Source organism: Vibrio sp. (assembly GCF_050299255.1).
Classification (GTDB): domain Bacteria; phylum Pseudomonadota; class Gammaproteobacteria; order Enterobacterales; family Vibrionaceae; genus Vibrio.
The window spans coordinates 1-20,128 of record NZ_JBNKVP010000035.1 but is presented as its reverse complement, the minus strand read 5'-3'; the positions used below and the strand labels follow the sequence as shown (position 1 = coordinate 20,128).

General features: G+C 51.2%; 16 protein-coding genes and 1 tRNA gene. 6 read left to right on the top strand and 11 right to left on the bottom strand.

Annotated elements, in window-relative coordinates; all coding sequences use genetic code 11:
* The first annotated feature begins 61 nt into the window (after window positions 1-61).
* Complete coding sequence (locus ACQY6F_RS10955; RefSeq protein ID WP_428774342.1) at window positions 62-1,030, top strand: DHH family phosphoesterase; 969 nt, start codon at window positions 62-64, stop codon at window positions 1,028-1,030.
* A gap of 10 nt (window positions 1,031-1,040) precedes the next feature.
* Here ACQY6F_RS10955 and ACQY6F_RS10950 read toward each other — a convergent pair whose 3' ends face one another.
* The 6 genes from ACQY6F_RS10950 to rsgA all read right to left on the bottom strand — a co-directional run bounded on the left by ACQY6F_RS10950 (window position 1,041) and on the right by rsgA (window position 8,802).
* Window positions 1,041-2,177 carry a murein hydrolase activator EnvC family protein gene (locus tag ACQY6F_RS10950; RefSeq protein ID WP_428774341.1) on the bottom strand — a complete coding sequence of 379 codons (1,137 nt, stop codon included), beginning with the start codon at window positions 2,175-2,177 and terminating at the stop codon, window positions 1,041-1,043.
* Window positions 2,178-2,294: 117 nt separating this feature from the next.
* Entirely contained in the window at window positions 2,295-3,827 is a 1,533-nt protein-coding gene (gene gpmM / locus ACQY6F_RS10945) for a 2,3-bisphosphoglycerate-independent phosphoglycerate mutase (RefSeq protein ID WP_428774340.1), read from the bottom strand.
* A 245-nt stretch (window positions 3,828-4,072) separates the two neighbouring features.
* A complete protein-coding gene (locus tag ACQY6F_RS10940) occupies window positions 4,073-4,960 on the bottom strand; it encodes a DMT family transporter (protein ID WP_428774338.1) in 888 nt (295 codons plus the stop codon).
* Window positions 4,961-5,177: 217 nt separating this feature from the next.
* Window positions 5,178-6,593, bottom strand: coding sequence for an SLC13 family permease (locus tag ACQY6F_RS10935; RefSeq protein WP_428774336.1), 1,416 nt, complete (start codon window positions 6,591-6,593; stop codon window positions 5,178-5,180).
* 179 nt (window positions 6,594-6,772) lie between these two features.
* Window positions 6,773-7,639 (bottom strand): archaetidylserine decarboxylase, encoded by an 867-nt coding sequence (asd, locus tag ACQY6F_RS10930; RefSeq protein WP_428774334.1) that lies wholly within the window; start codon window positions 7,637-7,639, stop codon window positions 6,773-6,775.
* Between the two features lie 107 nt (window positions 7,640-7,746).
* Window positions 7,747-8,802, bottom strand: a complete 1,056-nt coding sequence (gene rsgA / locus ACQY6F_RS10925) for a small ribosomal subunit biogenesis GTPase RsgA (RefSeq protein ID WP_428774332.1) — start codon at window positions 8,800-8,802, stop codon at window positions 7,747-7,749.
* A 126-nt stretch (window positions 8,803-8,928) separates the two neighbouring features.
* Between rsgA and orn the strand changes: the two genes are divergently transcribed.
* Window positions 8,929-9,474, top strand: a complete 546-nt coding sequence (gene orn, locus ACQY6F_RS10920; RefSeq protein ID WP_428774331.1) for an oligoribonuclease — start codon at window positions 8,929-8,931, stop codon at window positions 9,472-9,474.
* 146 nt (window positions 9,475-9,620) lie between these two features.
* Window positions 9,621-9,696, top strand: a tRNA-Gly gene (locus ACQY6F_RS10915).
* A 71-nt stretch (window positions 9,697-9,767) separates the two neighbouring features.
* Here ACQY6F_RS10915 and ACQY6F_RS10910 read toward each other — a convergent pair.
* From ACQY6F_RS10910 to ACQY6F_RS10890, 5 genes are all read right to left on the bottom strand, one after another.
* Entirely contained in the window at window positions 9,768-10,556 is a 789-nt protein-coding gene (locus ACQY6F_RS10910) for a lipase family protein (RefSeq protein WP_428774329.1), read from the bottom strand.
* Window positions 10,557-10,644: 88 nt separating this feature from the next.
* The gene (locus ACQY6F_RS10905) at window positions 10,645-11,715 is read right to left on the bottom strand and encodes a PQQ-dependent sugar dehydrogenase (RefSeq protein WP_428774328.1); all 1,071 of its coding nucleotides are present in this window, start codon (window positions 11,713-11,715) and stop codon (window positions 10,645-10,647) included.
* 81 nt (window positions 11,716-11,796) lie between these two features.
* Complete coding sequence (locus tag ACQY6F_RS10900; protein WP_428774327.1) at window positions 11,797-12,246, bottom strand: TerB family tellurite resistance protein; 450 nt, start codon at window positions 12,244-12,246, stop codon at window positions 11,797-11,799.
* 62 nt (window positions 12,247-12,308) lie between these two features.
* A complete protein-coding gene (locus tag ACQY6F_RS10895) occupies window positions 12,309-14,219 on the bottom strand; it encodes an alkaline phosphatase D family protein (RefSeq protein ID WP_428774354.1) in 1,911 nt (636 codons plus the stop codon).
* A 7-nt stretch (window positions 14,220-14,226) separates the two neighbouring features.
* Complete coding sequence (locus tag ACQY6F_RS10890) at window positions 14,227-14,595, bottom strand: hypothetical protein (protein ID WP_428774326.1); 369 nt, start codon at window positions 14,593-14,595, stop codon at window positions 14,227-14,229.
* A gap of 280 nt (window positions 14,596-14,875) precedes the next feature.
* Here ACQY6F_RS10890 and hrpA point away from each other — a divergent pair, with 280 nt between their 5' ends.
* The 3 genes from hrpA to ihfA all read left to right on the top strand — a co-directional run.
* Window positions 14,876-18,799, top strand: coding sequence for an ATP-dependent RNA helicase HrpA (gene hrpA / locus ACQY6F_RS10885; RefSeq protein WP_428774324.1), 3,924 nt, complete (start codon window positions 14,876-14,878; stop codon window positions 18,797-18,799).
* 159 nt (window positions 18,800-18,958) lie between these two features.
* Window positions 18,959-19,447 (top strand): outer membrane beta-barrel protein, encoded by a 489-nt coding sequence (locus ACQY6F_RS10880; RefSeq protein ID WP_428774322.1) that lies wholly within the window; start codon window positions 18,959-18,961, stop codon window positions 19,445-19,447.
* A gap of 396 nt (window positions 19,448-19,843) precedes the next feature.
* On the top strand, window positions 19,844-20,128 hold a 285-nt coding region (gene ihfA, locus ACQY6F_RS10875), incomplete at its 3' end, for an integration host factor subunit alpha (protein WP_428774320.1).

The following is a 20,128-nucleotide window of genomic DNA, read 5'->3' as shown; positions in this document are numbered from 1 at the left end:
TTCCTATTTGCGTCAGCGGCTCGAATCGATACTCTTTACTGATTGATTCGAGGGAAAAATAATGCATTACGACGTATTTAACGGTGACGCTGACGGCATCATAGCGCTATTGCAGTTGCGGCTGGCACAGCCGCGACAAGCGCAGCTAGTTACCGGAGTGAAACGGGACATCCATTTGCTGGCTAAAGTTGACTGGCAACCTGGCGATTCGGCGACGGTGCTAGATATTTCCATGGCCAAGAATCACCAGCCTCTGGAACAGGCGCTGGCCAGGGGGGTGGAAGTCATGTACGTCGACCATCATCAGTCGGGCGAGGTTCCCCACCATCCGTCGCTGACCGCCCATATCGATCTGGCGGCGAATACTTGTACTTCTCTGATTGTGGACCAACTGCTGGACGGGGAGTTCCGTTTGTGGGCTATTGTTGCCGCCTATGGCGACAACCTGATCGACCGGGCCGATCAGCTGGCGGTTGAGGCTGGTTTGGATCACGGTCAGGCTGGAGCCCTCAAACAGCTGGGTACCCTGATCAATTACAACGGTTACGGCGAGCAGATCAGCGATTTACACTATCCCCCAGACGAGTTGTTCCGGCAGCTACTCGCCTACCCAAACCCGCTGACGTTGATCGCTGACCATGACTCTCCCTATTCCCGTCTGCAACGTGCTTATCAGCAAGATATGGCTAGCGTACAACAGTTAGACGCAGCCTATCAAAGTGCATCTCTACAACTGTTCATTCTGCCTGATCAGCCCAGCTCACGACGGGTCAGTGGTGTATTTGGCAACTGGCTGGCGAATCAGTTTCCACATCAGGCCCAAGCGGTACTGACCGTGAATGCGGATGGCGGTTACCTAGTGTCACTGCGCGCGCCGCTCAACAACAAGCAGGGCGCGGGAGATGTATGCAGTCAGTTTGCCACCGGAGGCGGCCGGGAAGCGGCGGCGGGGATCAACCACTTGGCAGCAACCGATCTGCAACAGTTTATTGCCGCGGTTGAGCGCCGCTATGGCGATCAGGAGCAGTGAATGGCCGCTGTTAGCGTGTCAGCCACTGGCTTGGGTTTTGGGTCTTGCTGTTGCGGCGAATCTCAAAGTAGAGCGATGGCTGTGACTGGCCACCGGTGTCCCCGGCCAGAGCGATGGTTTCGCCGGCGGCAACTTTGTCCCCTTCCTTTTTCAGCAGTGACTGGTTGAAACCGTACAAGGTCATGTCGCCGCGACCGTGATCCAACAATACGACCAGGCCATAACCGCGCAGATAATCAGCAAACACCACGGTGCCGGAATAGACTGATTTGACCGCCTGGCCGTAGCGGGCTGAAATCACCATCCCTTTCCAGTTGATTTGGCCGGTCTGGCGGCTGCCGTAGCGGTGCACGACGTTACCTTTCAGCGGCCAGGCCAGTTTCCCTTTCTGGCTAGCCAGGCCATCCATCGGCACGGCATTGCGCTTAGCTGCTTTGGCTATTTCGGCTTTTAACCGGGTTTCATTGCGTTGCAGTTCCGCCAGATAGACTTTATCACTGGTGATGCTTTTGCGGATTTTGCCCACGGTTGATTTGCGCGATGACTGAGCTTGTTTCAGTTGATCTCGCTGCTTAATCTGGCCGGCAAGTAGCTGATCCAGCTGCTGTTTCTCAAGCTCCAATTGCTGGCGATCATGGTTGAGGGCGTTGTGGGTTTTTTCCAGTTCAGCGATGGTCTTCGCTCGCTTAGCGGCCAGGTGCTGGAAATAGTGACTGATACGATCCTGATCATCGTTGTCGCGCAAAAATGGGCTGGCGGTATTGCCTCTGTGGGTGACATAGTAAGTTTTCAGCAATTGCGCCAGCTTGCTGCTCTGCTCACTCTGTTGTTTCTCCAGCTTGGTAACCGACTGGTTCAGTTGGCTGATATTCTGTTTTGACGCCGATAACTGTTGCTGGGTCTGCTTGATCGCTTTTTCGGCCTGATTGATCGACAACTCCTGCTGCTTAAGCGAACTCTGCAACTGATCCAGCTGCTTCTGTTGTTGTTGCAGCGATTGTTGCTGACGGGAGATTTCATTTTTCACTCCTTTCAGCTCTCCGTTACTGGCTGCCACGCTGTAAGGGCTGATGAGTATCCAGGACACAAGGGCAAAAAATATTGCCAGCTTGCTATTTCTACGGTGCGAATTGTCCTGCGGAGTCATTAATCTGCGTATCCTGGTCAATCAGAGTCAAGTGAGTATAACGAAAGACAATTAGCCGAAGAAGAAGAAAATAAAAACGCCCAAGCTAGCTTGGGCGTTTGTGTGACCAGGTTAGATTTATCCGACTAATATCTGTCCGGACATCTCGGCTGGGATTTCCATGTCGGTCAATGCCAGCATGGTTGGTGCCAAGTCCGACAGTTTGCCACCTGATTTGAAGGTGATGGCTTTGTCACCCACATAAATCAGAGGTACCGGCAGATTGGTGTGAGCAGTGTGAGTCCCACCGGTTTGCGGATCCACCATCATTTCGGCGTTACCGTGGTCTGCGGTGATCAACAGCTGACCACCCACTTCTTTGATCGCCGCGACGATTTGGCCCACGCTATTGTCTACAGCTTCAATGGCTTTCTCAGCGGCTTCGTATACGCCGGTGTGGCCAACCATATCCGCATTCGGGTAGTTACAGATAATGGTGTCGTATTTACCTGATTTGATTGCCGCAACCATTTTGTCGGTCAGTTCCTGAGAACTCATCTCTGGTTGCATATCGTAAGTGGCAACTTTAGGTGATGCCACCAACTGACGCTCTTCACCGTCAAATTCAGTCTCGACACCACCGTTAAAGAAGAAGGTAACGTGAGCGTATTTCTCGGTTTCAGATATGCGCAGTTGAGTTTTGCCCTGTTTGGACAGCCACTCGCCGTAGGTATTTTCTAATGAGGCTGGTGGGAATGCCGTAGCCAGTGGAATGTCTGCCGCATACTGAGTCAGCATAACGAAATGAATGGTTGGGAATACCTGGCGTTCAAAACCGGCGAAGTCTGCGACAAATGTCCGGGTGATCTGACGAGCGCGGTCGGCGCGGTAGTTCATAAAGATCACCGCATCACCGTCTTCAATTTTCGCTTCTGGCTGGCCTTCTGCCTGGATCACTGTAGCTTTGACGAATTCGTCGTTTTCTTCACGGCCGTAGGCCGCTTCCAGACCGGCGACGGCGGAATCAAAGCGGTAGTCAGCTTTGGCTTGAGTCAGTAGGTCATAGGCAACCTGAACCCGCTCCCAGTTGTTATCCCGATCCATCGCATAGTAACGACCGACCAGAGACGCCACGCGGCCTTTACCCAGACGTTCGAAGAGTTCGCTAAAACGTTGCAGAGAGCCTTGTGCACTGCGTGGTGGCGTATCACGGCCATCCAGGAAGCAGTGCAGGTAAATCTTTTCAGCGCCGCGAGCCGCTGCCATTTCAACCGCTGCGTAGATGTGGTCTTCGTGCGAGTGAACACCACCTGGAGACATCAAGCCCATGATGTGTACCGCTTTGCCAGCTGCAATGGCGCTATCCATCGCTTCAACCAGCGCTGGAGTCTGGGCAAATTCACCATCGGCGATGGATTTAGTGATACGGGTTAAATCCTGGTATACCACCCGACCGGCACCGATATTGGTATGGCCCACTTCAGAGTTACCCATCTGGCCGTCAGGAAGACCGACATCCAAACCTGATGCAGAGATCAGAGTGTTCGGGCACTGAGCAAGAAGCTCATCCATGACCGGTGTTTGTGCGTTTGCAATCGCGTTACTGGCGGTGTCTTCACGGTGACCGTAACCGTCGAGAATAACCAGCGCCATAGGCTTTTTAGCTGACATAATATTGACCTCGTCAAATTTTCCGTATTTGTTGGTCTGCCGACCCGAATCGATAAATTAGCGTAATTTTACTACACTTTTTACCCAAAACTGTAGGGTAAGATCAATTATTGTGTGCGATTTATTGTTGTTATCTTTCATATGAAATCGACCAATCAGATTAAATCGGCAGTGAATGGTTCTTCTATGTTTAGCACAGCAAGGCCAAAGTGAAAGCTGAATATAGCTATTGTTGTGATAGCCGGCTATTGCACCAGTATGCTGGTTCCCACCACTGCCAGACACGCTCCCAGCCAGGCAAATCGGTTGGGGCGCTGTTTGGTGTACCACCACAGTAGCGGCAGCAGCATGATCGGGGTGGTGGATGACAGCAGCGCGACCATGCCGACGTTACCTTCACGCAGGGCATACAGAATTAACGTCATCCCCACCGCCATGGCCAGAAAGCCATTGATGGCGGTAACGGAAAGAATCGACCAGGTGATTGGCCGGGTTGCCCTGGCCAGTTTAGTGCCGGTAAGACGCAGCAGACAATGGGCGACAAAAGCACTGATCATGCGAAGTGCGGACGCGGCCACCGGGTCAATTGGCCCTTGCATTACAGGTTTAGCGATGATGCCGCCAAGTGCCTGGCAAAGAGCAGCCATCAGGCCCAGCGCAATGCCAAACCAGACGCTGCCCTGAACCATTTCCAGTCGGTTATTTGCCTGGCCGCGCCGGCCAAAGAAAATCGCGGTGAGGACGCCGGAAAACACCAGGCTGGCGCCGATCAGCTCCCAGGCGGTCATGCTCTCACCAAACAGGAAATAACCGAGCACAGCCGAGAACACCGCATGGCAGGAAAACAGCAGCCCCGCCTGGCGTGGCCCCATCCGGTTCAGGCAGGCAAACAGTGCGGTATCTCCGATAAATATTCCGATCAATCCGGACAGTACCATCGCGGACAGCGAGGTCAGCTCGACGGTTTGCCAGCCGCCGGTCGCCCAGGCCATGCTGGCCAGGATCAGTGAGGTACACCCCATACGCCAGCGACTATAGGCAAATGTACCCAGATGCTGAGCGGGTGTGACCGATAATAAGCTGGCCACAGCCCATAAAAATGCGGCGGCCAGCGCCAGCCATTCGTATCCCATTGCCAGGGGCATCCTTGCAAAATCAAACTCATTCGGGCCAACAATATGCATCAAAACATCGGTTAAACATAGTGTTAATTGAATGTAATCAGAAGATTGTTTACCGCGGTGCCTGCGGTGTGAAACCAAAGGGCGTGATGCCTGGCTGACAGTGCCAATTCCATCAAAAAATGGAGGGAGATAATGGCCCGCCTGTCGATAAGCGGGCCGGGTGAGTTTAGCTGAGGATCAGCGTGGCGCAGTAGACAATCAACAGGCCGACAATACCGATGATCACGCCGGTTTTAGCCATATCCTTGCTTTCGATAAGCCCTGTGGAGTAAGCCAGAGAATTGGGTGGTGTCGATACTGGCAGTATCATACCCAGCGAGGCTGAGAAAGCGACCACCACCAACAGCGCCTGCAGGCCACCCAGTGCGGCGAGGCTTTCCATCGATGCGCCTATCGCCGCCGCGATTGGCATCAGCAGGTTAGCGGTCGCGGTATTGGACATAAAGTTAGCCATCAGCCAGCAGACCAGCGACAGAGAAATGATGATCGCCATTGGTGGCAGCGATTCGTAGTTAATCGCGTGGGCCAGCGCTGAGGCAAGGCCGGTTTTGTCCAGCCCGATACCAATGGCGATACCCCCGGCGACCAGCCAGAGCACATCCCAGTTAATTTGTTTCAGCTCCGGTTTGCCCATAATGCCGGTCAGGGTAAAGACCGCCAGCGGCACGATAGACACCACATAAGTGTTCATCCCGTGCAGCTGAGTGGTCATCCACAGCAGTATGGTGCCGGCAAAAGTGACGTAGACGACGATTGCGCGCCAGTTTTTCTGGAACCGGCCATCCAGTTTGAGCTCCATCTCCCGTTGTTGGGAAGGAAACAGTTTTTGCAGCAGGAACCAGGCCAGCGTTAGCTGTACGATGACAAACGGCAGTCCCATCATCATCCAGGATAAGAACGTAATGCTGTTGCTACCGGTCAGATATTGCAGCGCAATGGCATTGGGGGGCGTACCGATTGGCGTGGCTATGCCACCGGTATTGGCGGCAATAGGAATACACAGCACCAGTGCTTTGATCCCCAGGTCGCCTTTGGGAGCGGAAGCGACAATTGGCCCCAGCAGTGCCAGCATCATCACAGTGGTCGCGGTATTGGACATAAACATCGAAAATACCGCGGTGATCAACATCAGACCGAGCATGATGAATTTGGGTTGTTTACCAAAAGGCTTAAGCAGCACCCGCGCCAGGTTGTTGTCCAGTTCGTATTTCGATGCCGCGATCGCTAGCGCGAAACCGCCCATAAACAGGATGATGATCGGAGACGAAAAGGCACTGAAAATGTCGGTATAGGCGATGAAGTCACCCATTTCATGCCCCACCGGCGGGGTTCGAAACCAATGCAGCCCTTTGTTGGAGATCATGATCAGCTCTAGGGCGATAATCAGTATTGAGGTGGCGAACACCGGCACCGGCTCAAGTACCCAAAGTAGAGCCGCCAGTAAAAATATCGCCAGTAGTCGATGCTGGATCAGGGTCAATCCTTCGATGGGAATCGCGTCAATCGGCAACATCAAAATGCCGAGCGGAATGGCAAAGCAGACCAACAGCTTAACCACAATCCCGATATCTAATCTGTTCATGGATAATGAAACCTCTAAAAATAACGTCTGCCAATAAGAGTAAAGAATTCGGTAGCCGGGGTCTAAGAGACGGATTAGAGTTTTGAAATCTATCGATAAATGTTGTCATATTGTTGTTTTTAATCAATAAAAAACCCCGAGTATATCGGGGTTTTAAAGCCATTCAGTACCAAGGAGGTTTATTGGTCAACTTTTGCCTGAGCGTAGGCTTCACCCATTCGGGTTTGTGCATTCAGTTGCATACTGGCGTCAAAGGTTATTTGATCTTTTGCAAACAGGTTGATCACGGTTGAGCCCAGTTTAAAGCGACCCATTTCCTCACCTTTGCTTAATTTAACCGCTTTGTCACCTTCAGCCGGATAATCCCAGCGGTAAACGGTATTACCTCTTGGCGGCGTCACGGTACCCGCCCAGACCAGTTCGATACTGCCGACAATAGTGGCACCGACCAACACCTGGGCCATCGGGCCAAACTCAGTATCAAAAATGCAAACCACCCGCTCATTGCGTGCAAACAGGTTTGGAACATTGTTGGCGGTTAACGGGTTAACCGAGAACAGATCGCCCGGTACATAGATCATCTGACGCAATACACCATCGCAAGGCATATGCACCCGGTGATAATCCCGTGGTGACAAGTAAAGGGTCGCAAATTCACCCTCGGCAAATTGCTCGGCTAAGCTGGCATCACCACCGAGCAGCTCCTGGGCTGAAAACAGATGCCCTTTGGCCTGAATCAGTTGCCCTTGCTCAATGGCACCAAACTGACTGACACAAGCGTCCGCAGGGTGGGTCAGCAGAGATTCCCCTTCGCTGATGGGGCGTGCGCCAGCTTTAAGTTCCCGGACAAAGAACTCATTGAAAGTCTGGTAGTGATCGATGTTTGAGTGCAATGCCTCATCCATATTGACCCGGTATTTTTTTATAAACCAGCCGATGACCGCGGTAGTCAGGCGGCCAGCTTTTGCTGAGGCAAGTTTGCCGACCAGGCGGGTCAAACCGTGTTGAGGGATCCAGTACTGCAATCCAACTTTCAATTTATCCATGGATATGTTCCGATGTTAACTCGATGTTTGGGGTGTCAGGGCGCGAGATAGTACTGAAAATTGCGGTTAATGTCAGTAAATCGCTACGTTTTGATTGTTAAATGCGTCTAGAGATCGGCTTTTTTATTGCGCGAATACTGACGATTGGCCTTATTTTCCTGCATGCTTTCTAAAATACGATGGTAATTTTCGAAACGGATTTCACTGATTTCGCCATCTTCCACCGCTTGGCGGATCAGGCAGCCTGGATCATCATCGTGTTTACAGTCGCGGAATTTACAGCCACCCAGATAGGGGCGAAACTCTCTGAATGCCTGGGTAATTTGCTCCGGCTCCAGATGCCAGAGTCCGAATTCGCGTACTCCGGGCGAGTCAATCAAATCGCCACCGGAAGGAATATGGTAAAGTCTGGCAGCGGTGGTGGTGTGTTGTCCCAAACCGGACGTCTCAGAAATCTCGCCTTCTTCGATGTTGAGTTCTGGCATCAGCGCGTTGACCAGGCTGGATTTACCGACGCCGGACTGGCCGACAAAAATATTAACCTGATCCGCCAGCGCTTTTTCAAGCATCTCAATACCTTCACCGGACTCTTTACTCACCAGCAGCACGGTATAGCCGATACGCTGGTACTCGCTGAGCCACTCCTGATAAAGTTCGCGCTGTTGTTGGTCGAGCAGATCGACTTTATTCAGCACGATAAGAGGTGCGATGGCCAGCGTTTCCGCGGCAATCAGGTAACGGTCGATGATATTCAGCGACAGTTCAGGTAATACCGAGCTTACGATTACCATTTGGTCGACATTGGCCGCAACGGGTTTCAGACCATCATAGTAATCCGGCCGGGTTAATACCGAATGGCGGGGCTCCACAGCCTCCACCACGCCGGAAATGCCCGCCATGGATTCCAGTCCGGGACGCCACAATACCCGGTCGCCTGAAACCAGAGATTCAATCCCCCGTCGCAGGTTACAGCGGTGTATCTCACCACTGGTACTGTCTTCTATATCCGCATGCTGGCCGAAGCGGGTTATAACCAGGCCTGACTGGCTGGTTCCCAGCATGGCCTCGTCCCATTGCACGGTGTCTTCCCGTTCGAGACGTTTTTTCTGGTTATGACGCACGCGTCTTACCTGACCTTTGGTTAGCTTTTTCTTTTTTGCCACAATCTTTTCTTAGGTTGTTAAACAGCCGCGACCCGGTTAGCAATGGAGCGTTGAGCCACGCTATCCTGTCGATCCAATTTTGGGTATAGTACCTGTTTTATCCGCAAACAAATAGGCAACGCGATTATGTCGTTTAGCGACCAGAACCTGATTTGGATCGATCTTGAGATGACTGGCTTAGATCCTGAGACCCATAAAGTCATTGAAATTGCCACTATTGTTACCGATGCTGAGCTGAATATTTTAGCGGAAGGCCCGGTAATTGCCATTCATCAGCCGGAAGACGAACTGGCAAAAATGGATGACTGGTGTACCACGACGCATACCGCCAGTGGCTTGGTCAAACGCGTTCGTCAAAGTCAGATAGATGAAGCCGAAGCGGTAAAACAAACCGTTGAATTCCTGCAGCGATGGGTACCGCAAGGCAAATCCCCGATCTGCGGTAATAGTGTCGGTCAGGATCGTCGATTCTTATATCGCCACATGCCTGAGCTCGAGCAGTACTTCCATTACCGTTATGTCGATGTCAGCACCATCAAAGAACTGACCCGTCGCTGGAAACCGGAAATACTGGATGGTTTCAGCAAACAGGGCAGTCACCTGGCGCTGGACGACATCCGAGAATCGATCGCAGAGCTAAAATACTATCGGCAAACTATTTTTAGCATCTAGATTGAACGTCAATTGGTCGATTTTGGTCAGAAATTGCTGACTTTTTCGACAATCGAAAAAAAAAACGATTTTTTTTCTGCTAGGGCTTGCATCATCTCGAAATGCTCTTATAATTCGCAGCCCTGAACAGCGGAAACGTTGTTAAAGCGACACTAGCTCAGTTGGTAGAGCGCAACCTTGCCAAGGTTGAGGTCACGAGTTCGAACCTCGTGTGTCGCTCCAAATTCTAAGCCCTCGACAGAAATGTCGGGGGCTTTTTCGTATCCGCTAAAATCTTTGGTTTTGCTTGAACGCTAACGCTCATCAAAGAAGTCTTTGTTCCTGATGTATTTGCTCATCAGGTGGTATGAGAATGGGCGAATTAACCAGCTCACCATAGTTCGGCCGAGGCGGATCAAAGTGGGAGTGTTTTCGTATATTTTGCCATTATACAGCCAGAGCATTTTGCCCACGTGCCAGTAAATCAGCGGTACCGGCGGCATAAAGGTGACGATATCCAGATCGCAGCAGATGCGGTAGGTTCGCTGGCTGAGTTGATAGCGATGTTTAAACTGCCAGTTTCCAATCGCGGGCTGGCCAAATGTCACCACCCGTTTGACGCTCGTGGGGTATTTTTGCTCCAGATAGTCGGCGAACACACAGCCAATAGCGCCGCCGGACGAGTGTCCGGTGATGGCAATTCTTTTTCCCTGCGCAAGCAACGGTTCGACGGCAGACTCCAGCCGTTCGATTACGCTCATTCCAAGCGAGTCTTCATTTCGGCTTGGTTGGCTTTCCTGGCAAAGCAAGTGATAGAACCCGGCGTGAATCCGATAGGGCAAACCTAACGAACGGCAGCTGCGGGTCCACAGCGCGAAGTTGAGTAGCCAGTCGCTGAGGCTGTGTGAACCTTTGATAACCACCACAGCCTCGTTGCTTCGTTTGCTCCACAACACCCGGCTAACAATTTTGCCATACTGATTGCGAATTACACGCTGGCCATTGGGATCAAACCCGTAACGGGTCTGTTTGAATACACGCGGATAGGCGAGATTACATAAAATTGCGTAACGTTCGTACTGGTAACGCTTTAGAGGCTTCAACGGCGACACTCAGACAGGGATAATCTGAAACTCTAGACTGGCAATATGAACCTCAGATGACGCTGACTGGTGTCGCTGGTGGTTCCCATTAACGCACCAGGCGCATGATCTTCCCGCTGTCGGTACTGAAGTAGATATTGCCATCACTGGCAACTTCAATATCGCGGATTCGTTCGCCCAGGTTTTCCAGTATGCGTTGTTCTGTGATGATGTTCTGGTCGTCGTCCAAAGTCAGCACGTTGATATGGGCCAGTTTCAGCGCGCCAGTCAGCAGCTTGCCATTCAGTTCTGGATACTTAGTGTGGCGGTACATTACCAGGCTGCCTGGCGCGATAGAGGGGATGTAGACCTTACGCGGTGATTCGATCCCCGGCTTTTCTTTGGCTTCACCGACATCCAGCGGTCCCCAATATTCCTTACCGTGTGAAGTGACCGGCCACCCGTAGTTGGCGCCTTTTTTAATCAGGTTGATTTCATCACCGCCTCTCGGGCCGTGTTCGATTTCCCATAAGATTTGACTGGCTTGGTCGAAAAACAGCCCCTGCGGGTTTCGATGACCATAGCTCCAGATTTGCGGCTGGAATTTGGCGTTGTTTACAAAAGGGTTGTCCGTTGGGGTAGAGCCATCGGGATTGACTCTCAGGATACTGCCGGAATGGGTCAGGGTGTTCTGACCGTTTTCCCTTTCTCCCCGATCACCAATACCAAAATAGACATGCTGTTCGTCAAAGGTGATTCGACTGCCAAAGTGGCGTCCGGTGCGGGAGTTGGAGCGGGTCACCAGCAGATCTTGCCAGTCCGATAGTTGGTTGTTGAGGATTTTGGCTTTGGCCAAAGTCGTGTCCACGCCGCTATCGGTGGTTTTACTGTAGGTGAAATAAAACTCGCCGCTTTGAAAAGGGGAGCGGGCAATATCGAGCAGCCCCCCTTGTCCACCTGATGTGACGCCTTTTATCCGGCTGATGGTTTGGTAGCGCTTGGCGGGAATCTCCACCACGCCGACTTCACCTTGCTTTTGCGTGATGAGCATAGTGGAGTCATTGACCATGGTGATGCCCCAGGGGATATCCAACCCGTCGACGATCAGTTCCGCCTGCCAGGCGAGTGCATTGGACTGAATTGAGAGCAACAACAAGCCGGTGAATATTTTATTTAGCATGGGATATCCTTATCAACGTATTGATTTGAGGATAGCAGCTAATGAAAAATATCCACCGACACCGAAAGGTTTAGTAACAGATTAAGATTGTTGGCTGGATTGTAACTTGGCGCGGATAAATTCACTGTGGTCCACGTACAGCAGTTCAGCTGTTTTACGGATCACTGCATCTTCCAGCGGATCGATCACACCGTCGGCGTGTGCGACGTCCCACATGGCTTTAATTAGTTCGAAGCGAGTTTCCTGACTGAGCGCACGCAGTTGGGAAGTGAAGTCATATAGGGAAGCAGAGTGTTTTAAGGTTTGCTCTGCCTGTTCCAATAAGCTAATCGCCTGGTCGGTAGTGATGTCGGTCAGTTTAGCCAGCAGACTGGTTTTCACCTCGCGCTCTGTGTCATCAATCTGGTAGTCGGCTCCGGCGACTTCGCTCAGCAGGCAGGCGATGGCTAAATCCGGATTATCGGATTTGGCACTGTGAATTTTGTTTTCATCAAAGATTTGCTGAAACAGTGAGGTAATTTTCGTAAGCATGATAGAGACGCATTTTGTTGACCATTGTTTAATAAATGCGGTCTCCGGGCTGATTTAGCAAGTTATTTCTGTGAAAATTTGGCAATAAAGGGGATCACCTGACCATCCCCGGTCACAATCTGCACTTGTTCCGGTTTACCTTCTGCATCCAGCTTTATCTCGCCGTAGGCGCTGGCATTGACCAATCGCTTACTGCCTTTTGTCGCCGGTGCGCGCTTCTGAATTTTGAGTCGTTTACGTTTGGTTAGCCAGTTAAGCGGCGAACGTGGGGTGTAGAGTAGCCGATCCATGGCATCGCAGACACTGAGTAGCGGCTCAGGAAACTGACTGGTGAAGCCACTGCAGGTGAATTGATAGATGTGTGGGCTGGACTTGCGAAATCTCAGCCGAATATCGTAAGCGAACGAGTAGTGGACATCGCCGGACAATATCACGTAGTTGGTCGGGGTTTTGGTATGGGTAAAAATACTGATCAGGGTATTGGCGCTGCCAGGATGGGCCATCCAGTTTTCCGCATCGACCAGCAGCGGCTTACCCAGCCAGGTCATGATGCGCTGTAAGATTTCAATAAACTTGACGCCAAACATGGGCGCGGCAGAGACGATCACCACTTTGTCCTGATCGAGGATCTGCTGATGAAACTCGAGCAAGGCTTCCCAGTCCATCAGGCCAGACGGTTTGTTCAACCGGGATTCTGAACGCCAGCGGCGGGTGCGGGTATCCAGCACCACCACTCTGGGTTCGGTATTCAGGGTGTAATGCCAGCGTTCAAACCGATGCAGGTGGTCTATCAGAATTTGATGACGCTCATTGTCGCTGGGTTGGTCAAAGTAATCGCGCGCCAGTTGGACAAAATGATCGTCAAATTGCTCTGGGGCGTTCCCCCAGCCCTGACAAAGCCAGTAGCCCAATAGACCGTCGCCAATGATCTGTCTGGAAAGCGGGTGCTCAAGCGCGGCTTTTTCCCAGCCGACGGTCAGGTTCCAGTCGTCGGTGATATCGTGATCATCGAAAATCATATAGCTCGGCAGGTGTGCCAGAAGTCGCTGAACATCGGTCAGCCCGTTCACAAACTGGCGGACAGCGGACAATTCCTGCTGCCAAAGCGATTGCCATTTGTCAGTAAGTTCACCTGCGGCATCCTGAGCTAGCGGGCTTTGTCTTTGATCTTCCAGTACTTGCCACAGTTGTGGTGACCAGACTAACAGGTACATGGCGATAAACTCTGCCAGAGAAATCAGGTGGTTCTCGTTGTCATGAGAGGTAAATACCGGCTGCGGCCTGGGCGTAAACAGCTTGGCCAGCCAGCCCGAATCGATGTCCACTTTGGGTAGCAGTTTGTCCCGGCCGTAATAACTGTCTGGGTGTTGATAGAGCTCGGTACTGTCAGAAAACCGGGCCTGGCTAAACTGTTCCGCTGGCAGTTGCAGCAGGTCGATGACCAGATGGATCGCTTTCAGCACCGGGCCGGCGACATGGTCGGCGTAAATTTGATCGCCGGTCATCATGATCATGTCCGGCCGCTCATTCGGCGCTAACGACTCCATATTACGGGCTGCAGTGGCAAGTGCATCGGGGTTGGCATCGTGGGGATTGCGGCACGAGCCATGAATGATATGGTCGGCTTTGCCGCTGATGATAAATTGAGGCCTGCTTTCGCCTGGATAAAGCAAAGAAGGAACAAGCTCTGCCAGATTGCCCGTTTGGGTGTGAATGTCGTAACCGAGGGTGGTTTGCTTTGGAAAGGTGCCTTGGTGCTGAATCAAATAAAGGTGGCACCGTTTGCCAAGTGGCAGATGCTGGCTGCGGGAAAGTGTTACCTCGCTGAGTACGGATTGTTCAGCTTCGTTTATCAGTACGCAGTTGCCCGACAAAGGTTCGCTGGTCACCAGCCATAACACGACTTCGTCTGTGCTGACTTTACGCAGTAACGGTCCAGACAGAATAAGGGGTAAGGGTGAACCGGGCAACAGAACCTCCTCAGGCTGAATCTTCTAACGGTAGGTGGAGGGGTAACTCAAGCTGTTCAATGACATCCGCGCTGGTCTGTTCATGTGCCAGCAAAAACAGCTGCAACAGCAGCTCTACTTGTTGTTGTTTAGGTATCCCCGAGCTGATGATCTGGTCAAACCGTTCACGGATCAGTGTCATCTCATGCTCGACGAATCCGCGTCCTTCTTCTTCGCCTTCGATTTCCTCAGGCGCATTATCAAAATGCAGCATGACCGTTTGCCGGTCGAAATGCGCTTCTATCAGTTGCTCAGGCAGCCACTCTTCTCCGGTTACGACATCCGGGTCACAGTCAGCGGGAATTTGTTGTAACAGAGTCAGTAGGTAAGAAGCTTTCACAATCGCGTGGCACCTTGGTAAATTAAATCAGACAGAGACAAACTGGCGCATCAATAATCAAATCCTAGTTGATTGTAACGGAAAAACCGCAGCCAAATTGACAAAAAACAGTGAGATAGTGGCCATTTTTGTTATCAAACAGAGGATTTCATCAATCGATATCATCGGCTGATTAATCTATCACCAGTTAGTGGCTAAGGCTTGGTTTTGCAACGATCTTCACCGCAAATATGCTACAATCCCGCCAATTTTATTTTTGTTAGCCAAGATAGGGAACGCTTTGACTTCGTCTCAGCCAGATCAAGCACAGCCAATTAAGGCCAGCGCTAATACAGCCGGTTCACTGCGCAAGGCACTCGATCAGTGCATGCTGCGTGACCGCTTTCGCCTGAATAAACGTATTTCGGGTGCCAGTAAGATTGCCAAGCCGGCTGCCCGCAACGCGGTATTCGATGAGATCGCACTCGATATTGCTCGCTCTATGGCGGATGCCGAGCAGCGTAGCCAGTTCAAACCTCATATCGAATATCCGGAAATCTTACCGGTTAGCCAGAAAAAACAAGACATCGCTGATGCCATTGAGCAGCACCAGGTGGTGATTGTTGCCGGTGAAACCGGTTCTGGTAAAACTACCCAGTTGCCAAAAATCTGTGCCGAGTTGGGGCGGGGGCGTTTTGGTCTGATTGGTCACACTCAGCCACGCCGGTTAGCCGCCCGTTCGGTGGCCAATCGTATTGCCGAAGAGATGCACACCCAACTGGGCGAGTATGTCGGTTACAAAGTCCGCTTTAATGACCAGGTGTCGGACAATACTCAAATCAAACTGATGACAGACGGTATTCTGCTGGCTGAAATTCAGCACGACCGTTTTTTGAATCAGTATGACACCATCATTATCGATGAAGCGCACGAACGCAGTCTGAATATCGACTTTATTCTCGGCTACCTGAAAGAACTGTTGCCGCGTCGCCCTGATCTCAAAGTGATCATTACCTCGGCTACCATTGACCCTGAGCGGTTCTCGAAGCATTTTTCTAATGCGCCGATTATTGAAGTCTCTGGCCGTACCTATCCGGTGGAAACCCGTTACCGGCCACTCAGTGGTGAAGTGGATGACGACCGCGATCAACTGGAAGGCATTTTTGAAGCGGTGGACGAGCTGTGTGATGAAGGCCTGGGCGATATTCTGATCTTCATGAATGGCGAACGGGAAATTCGCGATACGGCCGATGCGCTCTCAAAACGCAATTTAAAGAGTACTGAAATCGTACCGCTGTACGCCCGCTTATCCGCTGGCGAGCAGAACAAAATTTTTCAGCCGCACACTGGCCGCCGCATCGTACTGGCAACCAACGTGGCAGAAACCTCGCTCACGGTGCCGGGTATCAAATATGTGATTGATCCGGGGACGGCCCGTATCAGCCGCTATAGCTACCGGACTAAAGTCCAGCGTCTGCCGATCGAGCCGGTCTCTCAGGCCAGCGCCAACCAGCGTAAGGGCCGTTGTGGCCGGGTAGAGGAAGGGATCTGTATCCGCCTCTATTCCGAGGAAGATTTCAACTCCCGGCCGGAGTTTACCGATCCGGAAATACTGCGCACCAACCTGGCGTCCGTCATCCTGCAGATGACCGCTCTGGGCTTGGGCGACATTCAGGCGTTTCCATTTGTTGAAGCGCCAGATAAACGCAATATTCAGGATGGTGTGCGCCTGCTGGAAGAGTTGGGCGCCATCAATAGCGAGGTGAAAGACGCCAAGAAACAGCTGACCAAAGTTGGTCGGATGCTGGCTCGTTTGCCTATCGACCCGCGCTTGGCGCGTATGGTACTGGAAGCGCCTAAATATGGCTGCCTGAAAGAGATCATGGTGATTGCGTCGGCGCTCTCGATTCAAGATCCACGTGAGCGTCCAAGTGACAAGCAGCAATCTTCTGATGACAAACACCGCCGCTTCTTCCACGAAGAGTCCGATTTTCTGACTTTTGTAAACCTGTGGGACTACGTTCAAAAGCAGCAAAAAGCGCTAACGGGCAACCAGTTCCGCAAACAGTGTAAACAGGATTACCTGAACTACCTGCGAGTCAGAGAGTGGCAGGATGTTTACTTCCAGCTTCACCAGGCGATGCGGGAAATGGACTTCAAACTCAATGATGAGCCGGGCGGTTACCAGGGGGTGCATAGTGCCATCCTGACCGGTTTGCTGTCGCACATCGGGGTAAAAGACCAGGAGAAAAACGAATACCAGGGCGCGCGCAATGCCCGCTTCCATATCTTCCCGGCGTCCGGCCTGTTTAAGAAACAGCCCAAGTGGGTGATGTCCGCCGAGCTGGTGGAAACTTCAAAGCTGTGGGGGCGTATCATTGCCAAAATTCAGCCGGAATGGATTGAACCGCTGGCTAAGCACCTGATCAAACGCAGCTACAGTGAGCCGCATTGGTCGAAAAAACGTGCAGCGGTGATGGCCTATGAAAAAGTCATGCTCTACGGCGTGCCGATTGTTGCCAAACGCCTGGTCAACTACAGCGCCATCGATCCGGTACTGAGCCGGGAAATCTTTATCCGCAGTGCACTGGTCGAAGGGGAATGGGAAACCAAACATGCGTTTTTCCGCCAGAACCGCAAACTATTACAGGAAGTGGAAGAGCTGGAGCACAAATCCCGCCGGCGGGATATTCTGGTTGAAGACGATGAGCTGTTCGATTTTTACGATCAGCGCATTGGTACCGAAGTCGTCTCTGGTAAACATTTCGACAGCTGGTGGAAGCAGGCGGCTAAATCCAGCCCTGAACTGCTCAACTTTGAAAAAGAGATGCTGTTCAAGGGAGACGCCAGCCACGTTACCGATCTCGATTACCCTAACTTCTGGTTCCAGAATGGCTTGAAGCTGAAACTCAGCTATCAGTTTGAACCGGGTGAAGATAGTGACGGTGTCACAGTGCACCTGCCTCTGCCTGTATTGAACCAGGTTGAGCCTGCTGGGTTTGACTGGCAGATCCCGGGCCTTCGCCACGAACTGGTGGTGAGCTTAATTAAGTCGTTGCCAAAAACATTACGCAAAAACTTTGTACCTGCACCGAACTACGCGGACGCGTTCCTGGCCCGGGTGTCCGGAACCGAAGTTCCGCTGCTGGATGCGCTGGAAAAAGAGTTAAGGCGGATGACCGGGGTTGAAATCCTTCGCGAAGACTGGAATCTGCAGCAAGTACCGGAGCATCTCAAGATCACTTTCCGGGCAGTTGACCATCGCCATCGCAAGCTGAAAGAGAACAAAGATCTTTACCAGCTGAAAGAGAGCCTGAAAGACAAAGTGCAGGAAACTCTGTCCAAAGTGGCAGACGATGATATTGAGCAGCAGGGGCTGCACACCTGGAGCTTTGGTGAGCTGCCAAAGGTGTATCAGCAGAAACGCGGCGGTTATCAGGTTAAAGCCTTCCCGGCGCTGGTCGACAATAAAGACAGTGTAGAAATCAAGCTGTATGAAACTGAGCAAGAGCAGCAGGCGGCAATGAGTGCCGGTCAGCGCCGCTTGATTCTGTTGAATGTGCCGTCGCCGATCAAATATCTGCACACTCATTTGCCGAATAAGTCCAAACTGGGGCTCTATTTCAACCCGTATGGCAAAGTGCTGGACCTAATTGACGACTGCATTGCCTGCGGTGTCGACAAACTGATTGAAGAGCAGGGCGGTTTGGTCTGGCAGCCGGAACAGTTTGAAGCGCTGAAAGAACATGTCCGGGCCGAGCTCGGTGATACGGTGGTGGAAATTGCCCAGCAGGTAGAAACGATTCTTACCACCGCGTTCAGCATCAACAAAAAGTTGAAAGGTAAGATCGATTTCACCATGGCGTTTGCACTTTCTGACATTAAAGCTCAGATAGAAGGTCTCATTTTCAAAGGTTTTGCCACGGAATGTGGTTGGAAGCGCTTGCCGGATATTTTACGCTACATGAAAGCGATTGAACGGCGAATGGAAAAGCTGCCGATTGACCCGAACAAAGACCGTCTGCACATGCTGAAAATCGAATCGGTTAGTAAAGATTACCAGGAACTGCTGAACAAAATACCTAAAGGCATGGCAATGCCGCCTGAAGTTAAAGAGATCCGCTGGATGATCGAAGAGTTGCGGGTCAGCTACTTTGCGCAGCAACTAGGCACTCCGTATCCGGTGTCGGATAAGCGGGTTAAAAATGCCATCGATGCCTGCTAAATGGCATCGGGCGGTAGGATGATGACAGTCCGGCCGTTAAAACTAGGTACATGAATTGCATACATTGGCTTGTACTGACAAATTACAGCCATTTTCGAATGGAATGTGGCAATAGGTAGCCGGGCTACTATTGCCGGATAACACTAAAGAAGGTTAATCATGAAAAAAACTTTATTGGCATTGGCACTACTGGGTGTTTCAACTGCGGCTTCTGCGGATGCTTTAATCTACGGCGGAGCCAGCGCGGGCCAGTCCGACATTAACGGCAATACCGACACTTCTTATAATATTCACGTTGGTACTGGTATTCTGCCGTTTATCGGCCTTGAAGTGGGTTATCAGGACCACGGTAAATTCACCACCAACTACGACAATGCATCACGCGACTTCAGTGCCAAATCGTACTACGCTGCAGCGAAACCAAGCATCGATTTTGGCCCACTACACGTATACGCCAAAGCTGGTGTACATCAGTACGAACTGAAAGGTACCAACTACAGCGAGAAAGAACTGTCAACGTTGTACGGTGTGGGTGTCGAGTACTTCGCAATGGGACCAATTTCTCTTGGTGCCAGCTACATGGTGTATAACCTGAAGCACGACGATGTAAAAACGCTGTCGTTGAATGCTTCTATTCACTTCCTGTAATCCGAACAGTTACGAAAAAAGGCCAGCATCTGCTGGCTTTTTTTTTACAGTCACCAAATTTAACTGCATGATTTTGTTAAATATTGTTTTTTGAAGCACATAAGTTAGCAACCACTAAATTAGTACATATGGCTTGGTTTTTTGTTATATGCAGTTTTTGATGCTGCAAGCTGAGTGAAATGCGTTGCTTTGATAGACAAATAAACGGAACGCCAGATTTATTATCTTATTGTTTTGACAGAATTTTTACCTAAGGACAAACAAAAAAGTTGGCGAAAATCAGAAGCTTGGCATACACTTTCCAAGGTAAAGCCGATATGTTGTTGATTGGCGTAGCGAAATCCATTCGAGCTGCCTGTTGGCAGTAGTGTTCAACACACCTTTGAGGGAAGTTTTATGGCGCTTACAAAGGCCGATCTGGCTGAAAACCTGTTTGAGAATCTTGGATACAGTAAACGGGATGCCAAGGAGACGGTTGAGGCATTTTTCGAAGAAATTCGAAAAGCCCTTGAAAGCGGCGAACAGGTAAAATTGTCTGGCTTTGGTAACTTTGACCTTAGAGATAAAAATGAACGTCCTGGTCGAAATCCAAAAACCGGTGAAGACATTCCCATCACAGCTCGTCGCGTGGTGACCTTCCGCCCCGGACAAAAACTGAAAGCTCGCGTAGAGACTATTCAA

Coding starts and splice junctions, on each gene's coding strand:
- ACQY6F_RS10900 (WP_428774327.1), bottom strand. CDS start 12,246: ATGCTTACGAAAATTACCTCACTGTTTCAGCAAATCTTTGATGAAAAC.
- ACQY6F_RS10940 (WP_428774338.1), bottom strand. CDS start 4,960: ATGGGATACGAATGGCTGGCGCTGGCCGCCGCATTTTTATGGGCTGTG.
- ACQY6F_RS10955 (WP_428774342.1), top strand. CDS start 62: ATGCATTACGACGTATTTAACGGTGACGCTGACGGCATCATAGCGCTA.
- ACQY6F_RS10880 (WP_428774322.1), top strand. CDS start 18,959: ATGAAAAAAACTTTATTGGCATTGGCACTACTGGGTGTTTCAACTGCG.
- ACQY6F_RS10935 (WP_428774336.1), bottom strand. CDS start 6,593: ATGAACAGATTAGATATCGGGATTGTGGTTAAGCTGTTGGTCTGCTTT.
- asd (WP_428774334.1), bottom strand. CDS start 7,639: ATGGATAAATTGAAAGTTGGATTGCAGTACTGGATCCCTCAACACGGT.
- orn (WP_428774331.1), top strand. CDS start 8,929: ATGTCGTTTAGCGACCAGAACCTGATTTGGATCGATCTTGAGATGACT.
- ACQY6F_RS10905 (WP_428774328.1), bottom strand. CDS start 11,715: ATGCTAAATAAAATATTCACCGGCTTGTTGTTGCTCTCAATTCAGTCC.
- ACQY6F_RS10950 (WP_428774341.1), bottom strand. CDS start 2,177: ATGACTCCGCAGGACAATTCGCACCGTAGAAATAGCAAGCTGGCAATA.
- gpmM (WP_428774340.1), bottom strand. CDS start 3,827: ATGTCAGCTAAAAAGCCTATGGCGCTGGTTATTCTCGACGGTTACGGT.